The sequence below is a fragment of the Pseudomonas sp. LD120 genome (assembly GCF_009861525.1).
Taxonomy (GTDB): Bacteria; Pseudomonadota; Gammaproteobacteria; order Pseudomonadales; family Pseudomonadaceae; genus Aquipseudomonas.
In genome coordinates this window covers 2,596,734-2,610,874 of record NZ_WVHL01000005.1, presented here as the reverse complement: position 1 = coordinate 2,610,874, position 14,141 = coordinate 2,596,734, and the positions used below count along the sequence as shown (strand labels likewise).

The window sequence follows — 14,141 nt, the reverse complement described above, 5'->3', positions numbered from 1 at the left end:
CAAAGGGTGCGCAAAAAATAATATGGGACCAGTCCGTAAAATAAACCGATTCCTCTGTAGCTCGTATCAGACTTTTTAAACCGACCCGCTGCCCCCTACTGCACCGGCAAAAAATTCATCAGCAACAGGCTCTGCGCGTAATTGAGCCCCACCCGCCGGTAGCGCTCATCCAGAATCTGCGTCAGCAAATCCAACCGCGCCACAATCTTGCCGAACTCCACGGCAAAACTCAGGTTGCTGCCCTCCTCGGAAATCTCGTTGGAAAACAGCAACAGCACCCCATTGGCGTCCTGACGCTGGCTCAACAGCCAGGTGGCTCGCTCGATGTTGCGGGCGGCGTTGCTGACGAACCGTGGGTCGATGCTGTCGGTCATGTAGAACTCGGTGCGCCCGCCGTGGGCGGTCACCAGCATGCTGCCGATGGCGTAGATGAAGGCGCCGACCCGGTCACCGGTGAACTCCGGGCTCAGGGCATAACTCAGGGCCGCCAGATCCTGGCGATCGCCCAGGGCCAGCAGCGGTCGCCGTTGTTCGATCGCGTTGCGGATCTCCCGCTGGGCTGAGGTGCTGTCGGGGAAGCCGGATTTGCGCCACTGGCTGGGGTTGCGCAGGTAGAGCTTGCCCATCAGCAGGTACAGGCTTTGCAGGTTATCGCGCATGCCGATGGTGGCCAGGCGGTCGACCGTGGTCTGAAAGAATTCGTCGGGCTTGCCTTCACGAAACTGTTTAGCGAAGTCGCGTCCTTGCTGCTGTGTGCAGCCAGTGGCGCAGAGCATCAGTAGGCCCGCTAGCAACAGCGGTTGAAGTTGGCTTTGCATCATGCAAAAAGAGGGAGCGTAGGCCATCGGCACCGGGTCAAGATTCACAGGCTGCGACGGGGATCGGCGCGGCCAGGCCCGGTGATAGAACGCAAAAACGTGAAAAAGTGCAATGGCCGTGGCCGGCCATTGCAAAAAACGCTCGCCTGGGAGCGTTACAGCCGACCCGGTGAAACGATGATTTTGACGTTGTGTTCCTTATTGTTGACCAGCTCCTCGAAGCCCTGGCCAACGATCTCTTCCAACTGGATGCGCCCGGTCACCAGTGGCGCAATGTCCAGGCGGCCATCGGCGATAAAGGCGATCACATCGGCGAATTCACCGTTGTAGGCCAGGGCCCCGAGCACCGTTTTCTCGGTGGCCACCAGTTCGAAGAAGTTGAACTCGCTGGGCTCTTCGAAAATCCCCACCAGCACGCATTTGCCGGCCTTGCGGATCAGGTCGATGGCCAGCTTGGCGGTGTGCTTGTTGCCGATGCACTCGAAGCTGACATCGGCCCCCAGCCCGCCGGTCAGGCGCTTGACCTCGGCCAGGGCGTCGCATTCCTTGGGGTCGAGCACGTGGGTCGCGCCCACCTCCAGGGCCTTGGCCTTGCGCGCGCCGGACATTTCCAGGGCGATCACCTGGGCCGCGCCGGCGGCCTTGGCGCACATGATGGTGCACAGGCCAATGGTGCCGGCGCCGACCACCACCACGTTCTGCCCCAGCAGGCTGCCGGCTTTTTTCACCGCGTGCATGCCCACCGCCAACGGTTCGATCAGCGCTCCGGCCTCGGCGGGAAAGTTGGCTGGCAAGGCGTACAGCAGGTTGGCCGGCACGTTGACCAGTTCGGCGAAGGCGCCGTTATTCATCAGCCCGGTAAAGGCCAGGTTTTCGCAGATGTTGTACAGGCCGTGGGTGCAGTAGTAGCAGGTGCCGCAGTGCTGGCAGGCGTCGGCGGCCACCGGCTGGCCGAGGCTGAAACCCTGGACCCCTTCGCCCAGGGCAACGATCTCGCCGCAGAACTCGTGGCCAAGGATGCACTGGCCCTTGATGCCGGTCAGCGGGTGCGGTGCGTCCACCGGAATGAACACCGGCCCGGCCACGTATTCGTGCAGGTCGGAACCGCAGATGCCGCACCAGTCGACGCGGATCTGCACCCAGCCGGCGGGCGGCGCGTCAGGCAATGGCACGTCTTCAACGCGAATATCGTGACGGCCGTGCCAGACCGCGGCGCGCATGCTGGGAACGGATTTGAGGGCAACACTCATCTTGGCTTCTCCTGATTGTTGTAGGGCGGCGACGGCCCCCTGGCCGCCGCGCACCTCAGTGCTGGCAAATGAAGTCGAGGATCAGGCGGTTGACCTGCTCCGCCGCTTCCATCTGCAGCATGTGCCCCTGCCCCGGCAGCACCTCGATCTGCGCCTTGAGATCGGCGCTATGGCTCGCCGGAATGATCCGGTCGTCGCTGCCCCAGATCACCAGCACCGGCTGCGCGCCGTCCTGCACCACCGGGCGCAGGTCGGCCTGCTGGCGGCCGTCGGCGAACAGGTTGCCGGCCAACTGCCCGAGGGCCGCCTGCACCCCTTCCAGGCGTTTGTACTTGAGCATGTCGTCGAGCATCTGCCGGTTCACCAGTTCGGCATTGGAGAACAACTGCACCAGCTGCGGCTTGAGGGCGTTGCGGTTGCTGGCCTCGACGAAGCCTTGCAGGTAGTCGCCGTTGATCTCAGCGCCCAGCCCGGCGCTGCCGATCAGGGTCAGCGAGCGCACCCGTTGCGGCGCCAGCCGCGCGGTGTTGAGGGACACCGCGCCGCCCATGGAATGGCCCGCCAGATGGGCCACGGGAATCTCCAGGTGATCCAGCAGCGCCAGCAGCACTTCGCTCAATTCGTCGAGGTCGCCGCGTTGCAGGGCCTTGGCCGACTCACCATGGCCCGGCAGGTCGAGGGCAATCACCCGGCGCCCGGCGGCCAGGGCTTCGTGATTGAACAGCCAGTTGTTGAGGTCGCCGCCAAAGCCGTGCACCAGCAGCAGCGGCGTGCCGCCTTCGCCCCTTTCGAAATAACGGATCAAGCGCCCGCCCAGTTCGACCTTCTGCGGCGCCGGGCCGCAGTCTTCGTCGGCGCTGTCGCCGGGCACGAAGCTGGCCTGGAACTGCTCGATCAGCGCGTCGATCTCGGCGTCGCTGGCCTCGCCTTCGACCACGATGCCCAGCAGCGCGCCCACCGCCAGGGTCTCGTCCTGGCGGGCGATCTGCCGGCGCAGGATGCCGGAGAACGGCGCCTCGACGCTGCTGGAGATCTTGTCGGTCTCCACGTCCAGCACTTCATCGCCCTTGCTGATGCTCTGGCCTTCTTCCTTGAGCCAGGCATCGACCCGGCCCTCGGTCATCGACAGGCCCCACTTGGGCATGGTCAGGGTATGGATCTGGCTCATCAGCGGCTCCACTCGATCACGGTGAGCACGGCTGTTTCGATCTTCGCCGCGTCGGGGATGTACAGGTCTTCCAGGGCGTCGGAGAACGGCACCGGCGTATGGGGCGCGGTGACCATTTCGATCGGCGCCTTGAGCGACGCGAAGGCTTTCTGTGCCACCAGCGCCGAGATGTCGGTGGCCATGGAGCAGCGCGGGTTGGCTTCGTCGATCACCACCAGGCGCCCGGTCTTCTCCACGCTTTCCAGGATGCTGTCTTCATCCAGCGGGCTGGTGGTGCGCAGGTCGATGACTTCGCAGTCGATGCCGCGCCCGGCCAGGGCTCGGGCCGCGTCCAGGGCGGTGTTCACCGTGCGCCCGTAGGACACCAGGGTCACGTCCTTGCCGTCACGCAGGAAGTTGGCCTCGCCGAAGGGAATCGCGTAGGACTCTTCCGGCACTTCGCCCTGCAGGCTGTAGAGCAGCTTGTGCTCGCAGAAGATCACCGGGTCGTTGTCGCGGATGGCCTGGATCAGCAGGCCCTTGGCGTCGTAGGGCGACGAGGGGCAGACCACCTTCAGCCCGGGGATGTGGGTCCACAGCGAGGTGAGCATCTGCGAGTGCTGGGCCGCGGCGCGCAAGCCGGCGCCGACCATGGTGCGGATCACCAGCGGGGTCTGGGCCTTGCCGCCGAACATGTAGCGAAACTTCGCCGCCTGATTGAGGATCTGGTCCAGGCAGCAGCCGGCGAAGTCGACGAACATCAACTCGCACACCGGGCGCACGCCACGGGTGGCGGCACCCACTGCGGCGCCGACATAGCCGATTTCCGACAGTGGGGTGTCCAGCACCCGCCCGGGGAATTGATGGTAGAGGCCCTTGGTCACCCCGAGCACACCGCCCCAGGCGTCGTTGTCGCCGGGGGCGCCGGCACCGCCCGCCACGTCTTCACCCATGATGAATACGCTGGGGTCGCGCCGCATTTCCTGGGCCAGGGCTTCGTTGATGGCCTGCTGGTAACTGATTTTTCTCGCCATGATGGTGGTCTCTTGTTGTTCTTGGAGGAGGCTCTAGAGCCTGTTCACGAGCTAGCGAGCGACGCCCAGATACGGCAAAAACAGCTGAGAAAGCAGAATTTAGGACCCTAAATGAGCATTTCGAAGCCATTTTTAACGCCGTAAGAGCTAAGCGCAGCAGATCGTGAGCAGGGTCCTTAGGGGTAGGCGACGTACACGTCGCTGAGCAGGTCGGCCGGGCTCGGTTTCGGGTCGGACTTGGCCTTGCGCACCGCGTCTTCGATCAGCGCATCCACGTCGGCATCGATCTGCTCCAGCTGGCTGGCCTGCACCAGGCCCGAACGGGTGGTGCGCTCGCGGAACTGCATCAGGCAGTCGTTGTGCTCGCGGTAATGCTTGACCTCGTCGGGGGCGCGGTAGGTCTGGGCGTCGCCCTCGAAGTGGCCGTAGTAGCGGGTCAGCTTGACCTCGATCAGCGACGGCCCCTCCCCGGCCCGGGCGCGTTCCACGGCGGCGCCGGCGGCTTCGTGCACGGCGAAGAAATCAAAGCCGTCCACCGTCACCCCGGGCATGCCGAAGCCGGCGGCGCGGTCAGCGATGTGGTCGCACGCCACCGACCAGTTGGACGCCGTGGCCTCGGCGTAGCCGTTGTTCTCGGCAATGAACAGGCACGGCAGGTTCCACACCGAGGCCATGTTCATGGCCTCGAACACCGCGCCTTCGTTGGAGCCGCCGTCGCCGAAGAACACCACCGACACGCCGTCGGTGCCTTGCAGCCGCGCGGCCAGGGCCGCGCCCACCACCAGCGGCGCCCCGGCACCGACGATGCCGTTGGCGCCGAGCATGCCCTTCTCGAAATCAGCGATGTGCATGGAGCCGCCCTTGCCCTGGCAGACCCCGGTCTTCTTGCCGTAGATCTCCGCCATCATCCCGAACACGTCCACGCCCTTGGCGATGCAATGGCCGTGGCCGCGGTGGTTGGAGGCGATGCAGTCATCGTCGCGCAGGTGGGCCATGACCCCGGCGGCCGAGGCTTCTTCCCCGGCGTAGAGGTGGACGAAACCGGGGATCTCACCGGTGGCGAACTCGACATGCAGGCGTTCTTCGAATGCGCGGATGGTGCGCATCACCCGGTAGGCGTGGAGCAACTGGTCAGTGGTCAGGGGTGTCGACATTTTTATTCTCCAGGGTGTCTTCGGACTGAAGGTTCACGGGGTGTTGCCGGTGATCGCGGTCGATGGCCAGCAGGCGCTGGCGCGCCGCGTGTTCCAGGACCGCGTTGACGTCGATGCTCAGCGGGCCGCCGGCATCCAGGGTGACCGTGGGCCGGTCGTGGGGGTTGAACTCGATCTCGCGCTCGCCATCCAGGGCCAGGGTGCCGGCGCTCAGGCACAGCGGCTGGGGCTCGTTGGGTTGCAGGTAGCCGGCGTCCAGCACGCCGCAGCCCTGCAGCAGGCCGGGGGCCAGGGGCACCAGCAGCGCTTCGGGGGACTGCGGGTCCAGGCGCATCCAGGCGCCGTGGGGGGCCTGGCGGGTCACCGGCAGCCACAGCCCGCAGAGCGCGGAAATGCCGATGGACTGCGGCTCGGCGAAGGTCACGAAGACCTGCGCCAGATCGCTGGCGCGGCTGATGGCCCGGGCGCCGACAAAGGCCAGGGGCGACACCGCCACATCCACCAGGGCCACCTCGCTCAGGCCCCGGGATGGTTCGCGCACCAGCAGGCGCTTGTTGCGCCGCAGGGCGATCTCGGCGGGCACCCGGCCGCTGGCGTAGAGCCCGCCAGCCAGCCCGGCGCTGGTGGCTTCGCGCAGCTCCGGAAAGGCGTTGTTGGTGCCAGTGGACAGGGTCAGCAGCGCAATGTCACCGACCTCGGCGGCCACCGCCTTGTGGGTGCCGTCGCCCCCGAGCACGGCAATCAGCGACACCCCGCGCTCGGCCATCCAGCGCGCGGCCTGGCGGGTGTCCTCGACGCTCTGACGCAGGGTCAGGTCGAGGAACTCCAGGGCCGGCCAGTGCTGCTCCCGGGCCTGGCGGCTGCGGCTGTTTTTCTGCACCGCGGCGGCGATGCCGGTCATGTCGGTGGGCATCAGCACCTGGGTGATGCCGGTGGCGCCAAAGGCCGCCAGCAGGCGCTGGATCACCGAGACCTTGTCGGTGCTGGAGAACAGCCCGGCATTGGCGGTGAGGCGGCGCACATCACGGCCCGAGGCCGGGTTGGCGATGATGCCGACGGTCAGGGGGCGGCGGTTCATGGGTTCACCACGGGCGGAGCACAGGCAGGAGAAAACATCGGGCACCTCGTTCTTATTCTTCGATGGGCCAGTCGGCGTTGCTGGCCAGGAGCTGGTGGCCGAGGACTGGTTGCCAAGGGCTAGAGCAAGGCCGGTGCCAGTTGTCGAAAAATCTGCGGAAAAGGCCGTTCCAGAGCGGCTGACATGCGTGCTACGGCGCGTTGAAGCCAGCCGCTCGTGAGACGTTGCATGTCAGGCTGCACGGGGCTTTGACGAGACCTTGAGACGTTGCGTCTCACTGCCGTCCCAGCGCCGCCCGGTGCTTGTCCAGGGCCGCGGATCGGCGCTTAATGCACCGACAACGATAAGAAGCTGCAACCGGAGGCCTTCATGCTTTCCGCACATTCAAAAGCCCATGTGGACTGCGTCAGCCGAGTGCTGAAAAACGCCGCGCACCTGCCCCAGGCGCCGGTGCCGAGCCTGATCCTCGATTCCTGGCGGCGCTCCATGGAGCAGCACCAGCTGGACCCCGGTTCGCTACAGGGGCCCCGCATCCTGTCGGAGAACGTGCTCAAGGAATGCCGCGAGCGCTCCGAGCTGTTCTTGCGCATCGCCAGCGAAGAAGTGGCGCGCCTGCATGGCCGGGTGCGCGACGCCGACTACTGCGTGCTGCTCACCGACGCCCAGGGCCAGACCATCGATTACCGAGTGGAGTCCACCCTGCGCAACGACTGCCGCAAGGCCGGGCTGTACCTGGGCACCTGCTGGTCGGAGGGTGAAGAAGGCACCTGCGGCGTGGCCGCAGTGCTCACCGCGCGCACGCCGATCACGGTGCACAAGCGCGACCATTTTCGCGCCGCGTTCATCGGCCTGACCTGCTCCGCCGCCCCGGTGTTCGATCCCCAGGGCGAGCTGCTGGGGGTGCTGGACGTCTCGGCGGTGCGCTCCCCGGATGACCGCCGTTCCCAGCACCTGATCCGGCAGATGGTGGTGCAGAGCGCCCGGGAGATCGAACAGGCATTCTTCATGAACAGCGCCCAGGGTTACTGGGTGCTGCGGGCCCATGCCAGCCCCGGCTATGTCGACAGCCAGCCCGATTACCTGCTGGCCTGGGACGATGACGGTTGCCTGCGGGCCCTGAACCCGGCGGCGCGCCATTACCTGCTGGGCCGCTATGGCCGCTTGCCGCAGCACATCACCCAGGTGTTCGACCCGCAGCTGTTGCAGCGCGCCCGGGACGAGGGCCTGTGCCCGCTGTCCGCCGAGTTGCATGGCCGCTTGCAGGCGCCGCGCCGGCCCCAGAGCAGCCGCCCGCGCCTGAGCCTGGCCGGCGAGCCGCTGGACCCGCGGGTGGAACAGAGCCTGCGCCTGGCGGTGCGGGTCAAGGACCGGCATCTGCCGGTGCTGATCCAGGGCGAGACCGGCTCCGGCAAGGAAGTCTTCGCCCGCCAATTGCACCAGGCCAGCCAGCGCCGGGACCGGCCCTTTGTCGCGGTCAACTGCGCGGCGATTCCCGAGAACCTGATCGAGAGCGAGCTGTTTGGCTATGTCGCCGGAGCCTTTACCGGGGCGTCGAACAAGGGCATGCAGGGGCTGCTGCAACAGGCCGATGGCGGCACCCTGTTCCTCGATGAAATCGGCGACATGCCCCTGGCCTTGCAGACCCGCCTGCTGCGGGTGCTGGCCGAGGGTGAAGTGGCGCCGCTGGGGGCCGCGCAGCGCAAGGCGGTGGACATCCAGGTGATCTGCGCCACCCACCGCGACCTGGAAGCGCTGGTGGCCGAAGGCAGCTTTCGCGAGGACCTGTATTTCCGCCTCGGCGGCGCGCGTTTTCAACTGCCGCCGCTGCGCGAACGCAGCGACCGGCTGGCGCTGATCACGCGGATTGTCGAAGAGGAATCCAAGCGCTGCGGCGCGCCGGTGCAGCTCGGCAATGCGGCGCTGGAATGCCTGCTGGGCTACCGCTGGCCGGGCAACGTGCGGCAATTGCGCCATGTACTGCGCTACGCCTGCGCCGTGTGCGAAGGGCCGCTGATCCAGCTGCAAGACTTGCCCGAGCAACTGCGCGGCGCCGCCACCGACGGCGCCCTGCCCGCCCAGGAAAGCGCCACCAGCCCCGAACGCCAGGCCCTGCTCGACGCCCTGGTGCGCCACCGCTGGAAACCCGTGGCCGCGGCCAAGGCCCTGGGCATCTCCCGCGCCACCCTGTACCGCCGCGTGCAGCAGCACGGCATCCAGATGCCCGGCCGCAGCCCCGCCTGACCCACACCTCTGTAGGAGCCGGCTTGCCGGCGAAAGGGCCCTCGGATCAGGCGGTGACCTTGCGGACGTCTTCGCTAGCAAGCCAGCTCCTACACGGCGCTCCGGGGTGTTGCGCGTTTCTGTAGAAGCCGGCTTGCCGGCGAATGGGCCCTCGGATCAGGCGGTGATCTTGCGGACGCCTTCGCTGGCAAGCCAGCTCCTACAGTTGCTGTGATGTCGTGGAATCAGGCAGGTGCAGGCTGGAAGCGGGCGCGGTAGCGACCGGGGCTTTCGCCGGTCCATTTCTTGAACGCGCGGTGGAAGGCGCTGGGCTCCTGGAAGCCGGTGAGTTCGGCAATCTCACTGATGCTGACGCTGGTGCGGCGTAGCAGTTCGACGGCGACGCCGCGGCGCACTTCATCCTTGATCTCCTGGTACGAGCCGCCCTCGCGCTCCAGGCGCCGGCGCAGGGTGCTGGCGCTCATCTGCACTTCGCGGGCGAAGGCTTCCAGGGTCGGCCACTGGCTGTAGTGGCTGCCCCGCAGGCGTTGGTGCACCTGGGTGGTCAGCCCGTGCTGGTTGCGAAAACGGATCACCAGCCACTGCGGGGCGCTGCGCAAAAAGACCTTGAGCGAGGCCAGGTCCTGGACCACCGGCAGGCGCAGGAAACGGCTGGCGAATTCGATCTCGGTGCGCCCGGCGTTCCAGCTCAGGTTGCTGCCCCACAGCAACGCATCGTCACTGAGGCTCAGGCGATGATGGCGAAAGTCGGCGCGGTCGATGGGAATCCGCCGCCCGCCGAGCCAGCACAGCAGGCTGATGATCAGCACCAGCAGGGTTTCTTCGGCGTAGTGGCCACGCTCGGGATCGTCGCAACGGCTGTCCAGGCTGATCACCGCGCGCTTGCCGCGCACGCTGAGGTGGGCGCCGACGTCCCGCAGAAACAGGCCAAAGTTATTCAGGCACTGGCGCAGGGCCTTTTCCAGGTTGGGTTCCTGGATCAGCCCACGACAGATCAGGGCGAAAGCCCCCGGCGGCATGCCGCGGGAGTCAAGCTGGAAGAATTCGTCCTGCAACTCGCGGATCTGGATCAGCCACAGCGCGGCAAAGGCGCTGCCGGGCACCCGCGCCTGGGGCTGGTCGAGCAACGCCGGGTCGATGCCGGCCTCGCTCAGTACCGCCGCCAGGCGCGCCGGCTGCTGGCGCAGGGCGTGGGTCATCACCCGGACAAAGTAGACCGCGACCGAATCCGTTTCACGCATATGTGGCTGTGCTCCCGAAGCTGGACCTATGGCAAAAAACGCCAGCCCCCTTGACCGCTTTCGGCATAGGCCGGTCGGCCTGCGGGGCTCTAGACTCGCGCTGGATAAAGCGCTGGGCAAGGCATCCGCGCCATGCTCCGCGAAGGCCATGAACAAAGGAAGAGCTGAAGATGAATCTTGCAAATATCGGGGTGATCGGTGCCGGCACCATGGGCAACGGCATTGCCCAGGTCTGCGCCCAGGCGGGCTTTGACGTGACCCTGCTGGACATCGCCCAGGGCGCTCTGGAAAAAGCCCTGGCCACCATCGGCAAGAACCTCGACCGCCAGGTGAGCAAAGGCACCTTGAGCGAAGACGCCAAGCGCGCCGCCCTCGGCCGGATCCGCATCAGCACCGACTACAGTGCGCTCAAGGATGCGCAACTGGTGATCGAAGCCGCCACCGAGAATCTGGACCTCAAGCTCAAGGTGCTGCAGCAGATCGCCGCCCAGGTCAGCGCCGAGTGCGTGATCGCCTCCAACACCTCGTCGCTGTCGATCACCCAACTGGCCGCCAGCGTCAGCGCGCCGGAGCGCTTTATCGGCCTGCATTTTTTCAACCCGGTGCCGGTGATGGGCCTGATTGAGGTGATCCGCGGCCTGCAGACCAGTGACGCGACCCACGCCTTGGCCATGCATATGGCCGAGCGCCTGGGCAAGACCGCGATCACTGCCGGCAACCGCCCGGGTTTTGTGGTCAATCGCATCCTGGTACCGATGATCAACGAGGCGATCCTGGTGTTCCAGGAAGGCTTGGCCAGCGCCGAGGACATCGACGCCGGCATGCGCCTGGGCTGCAACCAGCCGATCGGCCCGCTGGCCCTGGCCGACCTGATCGGCCTGGACACCCTGCTGGCGATCCTTGAAGCCTTCTACGAGGGGTTCAACGACAGCAAGTACCGCCCCGCGCCGCTGCTCAAGGAAATGGTCGCCGCCGGTTACCTGGGGCGCAAGACCGGTCGGGGTTTCCATCCCTATGGCTGAGCGCTGCTCACGCTTTGCCGAAAGCCGCGACAAGGCCCTGGAGCTGTTCGCCAGCAAGGGCTTCGGCCAGGTCGGCATGCGTGAGCTGGCGAGCCATCTGGGATTGACCCCAGGCTCGCTGTACCACCATTACCCGAGCAAGCAGCACCTGCTGCTGGACCTGATCGAAGAGTTCTTCGATGAGCTGCACAGCACCCTCAAGCGCCTGCAGCGGCGCAAGTTGCAGGGCGACTGCCTGCCGGCGCTGATCCGCGCCCACCTGAAGTTGCACCGGGAATTGCCGCGGCATTTTCGCCTGGTGGAGCGCGACAGCGGCTGCCTCAATCCCGACCAGCAACTGCGGGTCGGGCAATTGCGCGAGCGTTACGAGCAACAGTTGTTGCAACTGCTGGGCCCCCCGCCCGGGCAGGGTGAGGCGGCGCGACGGGCCACCGCCCACGCAGTGGCCAGCCTGCTGAACAACGCCCCCAGTTGGTTCAGCGAGCAGCCCCTGGCGGAGCGTGAACGCGACGCCTTGCTGGAAAACCTGCTGAGCGGCGCCATCGAGCGCCTGCTCGGCGGTGCGTCGCCCCAGAGCGCCGTGGCCTGAACCTCAGCGCAGGTGCAGCGGGTCCACCAGGCCGACGGCAATCGCCATGCCCACCAGGTCCGGCAGGTGCTCGGCCTGCATGCGCTTCATCACCCGTGAGCGATACAGGTCGATGGTCTTGACGCTGACCCCCAGCTGTTCGGCAATCTCCCGATTGGTGTAGCCCTTGACCAGCGGCAGCAGCACATCCGTCTCCCGTGGCGTGAGGCTCTCGACCCGCGCGTGCACCCGTGCCTGTTCGGCGCTTTGGCTCTGACGGTTGTCGGCGCGGTTCAGGGCCTGCTGCACGCTGTCCAGCAGCAGCTGTTCGTTGTAGGGCTTCTCGATGAAATCCACCGCCCCGGCCTTGAACGCGCGGACCACGATGGGCACGTCGGCGTGGCCGCTGACAAAGATCAGCGGCAGGTGGATATCGCGCTGGCGCAGCTCTTCCTGGACATTCAGCCCGCCCATGCCGGGCATGCGCACATCCAGTAGCACGCAGGCGTTCAGGCTGGGGTCGCAGTGTTCGAGAAACTCCCGGCCGCTGGTGAAGGGCACGGCCTTGAGCCCCACCGACTCCAGGAGCCAGACGGTGGAGTCAAGCATGCCCGGGTCGTCGTCGACCACGTACACCAACTGCTGCGCCACGCTCGTCATTGCCTTGCTCCTGTCGTTGCCTGGGAAGATGCCTGAGAAGTTGCCGGGGGGTCGGCCGGGGCGCTGGCCGGCAGCCGGCAGCACATGCGCAGGCCCACCGCCTGGGGCTGGGCCTGCAAGTCGCCGCCAAAGCCTTCGACGATGCTGCGGCTCATGGACAATCCGAGCCCCAGGCCGTTGACCTTGCTGGTGTAGAACGGGGTGAACAGTTGCGGCAGTTGCTCGGCACAGACCCCGGGGCCCTGGTCGCTGACGCTGATCTGCACCCCGCCTTCGCTCCTCGCCTCGGCCGCCAGCACAATGTGCGAGCCCTGCTGCCCGTGCACTTCGCGATTGGCCTCGATGGCGTTGCGCAAAAGGTTCAGCAGCACCTGCTCCAGCAGCACCCGGTCGGCGTACACCGGCGGCAGATTATCCGCCAGGTGCAAGTCGATCGTCACCTGGCTGGCCTGGGCTTCCCAGGCACACAGGCGCACGGTTTCCCGGGCTACTTCGGCGAGGTCCAGGGCCTGCACCCGGCGCCCGCCCTTGCGCAGAAAGGCCCGCAAACGCTTGATCACTTCGGCGGCGTGGGTGGCTTGATCGGCAATCCGTTCCAGGCCCTGGGCAACCTTGCGGGCGGCCTCGGGGTGAGTGTCCAGTGCCTGCAAATAACGCTGGCTGGCGTTGGCGTAATTGACCACCGCCGCCAGCGGCTGGTTGATCTCGTGAGCGATGCCCGAGGCCAGTTCGCCCAGGGTCACCACCCGCGCAGTGTGGGCCAGTTCGTCCTGGTGATGGCGCTGCTGGGCTTCGCGCAGTTCGCGCTCGCTCTGGTCGTGGGCCACCAGGGAATAGAAGCGCTCGCCACTGGCCGCACGGTGGGCCAGGAGCATCAGCGACACTGGCACCGAGGCGCCGCCGGCCGGCGGTTGCAGGCGCGCCTCGATGCTCCAGCGAGCGCAGCGCTCGGCGCGCTCCCAGCCCTCGCATTGCAGGCTGTCCAGCACTTGGGGGCTGAGTATCGAGGCCAGGTCGGGCATCGCTTGATCGACCCCGAGCCCCAGGGTGCGCCGCGCCGCCGGGTTGAGGTAAGTCACCGCGCCACTGGGCTGGATGAACAGCACCGGGTCGGGGTTGGCTTCCACCACTTCGGCCAGGCGCCGCTTGTTCTCTTCGGCCTGGACCCGGGCGGTGATGTCCCGGGACACCGCCACCACTTCCACCACGGTGCCGGTGTAGGTATCGCGGATGCCCCGGCAGGCGGTTTCGAACCACAGGTAATGGCCGTCGCGGTGGCGAATACGGTAGGTCATGGTGTGGTAGCCGTCCTGCTCCAGGGCGTCCTGGGTGCGCTGCATCAGCCCGGCCAGGTCCTGGCTGTGGAACAGGCTGCGGGCCAGCAGGCCGCGCAGTTGCTCGGGCCAGTAGCCCAACAGGGTCCAGGACGCCGGCGAGGCATCGAGGAAGCGGCCATCCGGAGTGTGCCGGGAAATCAGGTCGGTGGTGTTTTCGGTGATCAGCCGGTACAGGCGCCGGGCCTTGGCCGATTCACGCTCGGCCAGCAACTGCGCCGTGGCTTCGCTACAACGGGCCAACACTCGTTGCCGCTGGGGGTCGGGGATAAAGGTCCAGAGCAGAATCCGCTCGCCCCACTGGGCCTCGACCTGTTCGATGGCCCGTTGCTGCGCCAGACATGCCCGCACCAGCGCCGGGTGGTTGATCGGCAGCAGGGCCGCGAGATCGCTCGATGCTGCGCCATCCAGCCACTGGCGCAACGCCGGATTGAGGTCCAGCGGCTGTGCCCGGGCGTCCAGCAGCAGGCTCGGCTGTGGGTCGTGGCCGAGCCAGGGCGAGTCCGGCAACTGGCCTTCGCGCTGTTGCTGCAACCAGCGGCTCAGGTGGGTGGAGGTAGGCATTGTCGATCAACCTGTGGGTGACAACAGCGA

General features: G+C 66.6%; 11 protein-coding genes and 1 pseudogene. 3 read left to right on the top strand and 9 right to left on the bottom strand.

What is annotated here, in order from left to right; translation table 11 throughout:
* Nucleotides 1-95 precede the first annotated feature (95 nt).
* The 6 genes and pseudogenes from PLD_RS26400 to PLD_RS26375 form a co-directional block, all read right to left on the bottom strand.
* On the bottom strand, nt 96-821 hold the full coding sequence (locus PLD_RS26400) for a hypothetical protein (RefSeq protein WP_256674764.1): 726 nt from the start codon (nt 819-821) through the stop codon (nt 96-98).
* A gap of 152 nt (nt 822-973) precedes the next feature.
* Entirely contained in the window at nt 974-2,038 is a 1,065-nt protein-coding gene (locus PLD_RS26395) for a 2,3-butanediol dehydrogenase (RefSeq protein ID WP_256674819.1), read from the bottom strand.
* 85 nt (nt 2,039-2,123) lie between these two features.
* Nucleotides 2,124-3,236 carry an acetoin dehydrogenase dihydrolipoyllysine-residue acetyltransferase subunit gene (locus tag PLD_RS26390; RefSeq protein WP_159897609.1) on the bottom strand — a complete coding sequence of 371 codons (1,113 nt, stop codon included), beginning with the start codon at nt 3,234-3,236 and terminating at the stop codon, nt 2,124-2,126.
* Nucleotides 3,236-4,249, bottom strand: coding sequence for an alpha-ketoacid dehydrogenase subunit beta (locus PLD_RS26385; protein ID WP_159897608.1), 1,014 nt, complete (start codon nt 4,247-4,249; stop codon nt 3,236-3,238). Before PLD_RS26385 ends, PLD_RS26390 begins: the two co-directional genes overlap by 1 nt.
* Nucleotides 4,250-4,425: 176 nt before the next feature.
* Nucleotides 4,426-5,403: a thiamine pyrophosphate-dependent dehydrogenase E1 component subunit alpha gene (locus PLD_RS26380; protein WP_159897607.1), complete on the bottom strand. Its 978-nt coding sequence runs from the start codon at nt 5,401-5,403 to the stop codon at nt 4,426-4,428.
* 2 nt (nt 5,404-5,405) lie between these two features.
* Nucleotides 5,406-6,481 (bottom strand): annotated as a pseudogene (locus tag PLD_RS26375) (ATP-NAD kinase family protein).
* A gap of 369 nt (nt 6,482-6,850) precedes the next feature.
* On the opposite strand from PLD_RS26375, the gene PLD_RS26370 reads away from it, so the two are divergent.
* Nucleotides 6,851-8,722 (top strand): sigma-54-dependent Fis family transcriptional regulator, encoded by a 1,872-nt coding sequence (locus tag PLD_RS26370; RefSeq protein WP_159897605.1) that lies wholly within the window; start codon nt 6,851-6,853, stop codon nt 8,720-8,722.
* A gap of 224 nt (nt 8,723-8,946) precedes the next feature.
* Here PLD_RS26370 and PLD_RS26365 read toward each other — a convergent pair whose 3' ends face one another.
* Entirely contained in the window at nt 8,947-9,963 is a 1,017-nt protein-coding gene (locus tag PLD_RS26365; RefSeq protein ID WP_159897604.1) for an AraC family transcriptional regulator, read from the bottom strand.
* Nucleotides 9,964-10,133: 170 nt separating this feature from the next.
* Here PLD_RS26365 and PLD_RS26360 point away from each other — a divergent pair, with 170 nt between their 5' ends.
* Together PLD_RS26360 and PLD_RS26355 are read left to right on the top strand one after the other, a co-directional pair.
* Nucleotides 10,134-10,985 carry a 3-hydroxybutyryl-CoA dehydrogenase gene (locus tag PLD_RS26360; protein ID WP_159897603.1) on the top strand — a complete coding sequence of 284 codons (852 nt, stop codon included), beginning with the start codon at nt 10,134-10,136 and terminating at the stop codon, nt 10,983-10,985.
* Nucleotides 10,978-11,574 (top strand): TetR/AcrR family transcriptional regulator, encoded by a 597-nt coding sequence (locus PLD_RS26355; protein WP_159897602.1) that lies wholly within the window; start codon nt 10,978-10,980, stop codon nt 11,572-11,574. Before PLD_RS26360 ends, PLD_RS26355 begins: the two co-directional genes overlap by 8 nt.
* 3 nt (nt 11,575-11,577) lie before the next feature.
* Here PLD_RS26355 and PLD_RS26350 read toward each other — a convergent pair whose 3' ends face one another.
* Both PLD_RS26350 and PLD_RS26345 read right to left on the bottom strand, forming a co-directional pair.
* A complete protein-coding gene (locus PLD_RS26350; RefSeq protein WP_159897601.1) occupies nt 11,578-12,213 on the bottom strand; it encodes a response regulator transcription factor in 636 nt (211 codons plus the stop codon).
* Complete coding sequence (locus tag PLD_RS26345) at nt 12,210-14,111, bottom strand: PAS domain S-box protein (protein ID WP_159897600.1); 1,902 nt, start codon at nt 14,109-14,111, stop codon at nt 12,210-12,212. Before PLD_RS26345 ends, PLD_RS26350 begins: the two co-directional genes overlap by 4 nt.
* Nucleotides 14,112-14,141: the final 30 nt, after the last annotated feature.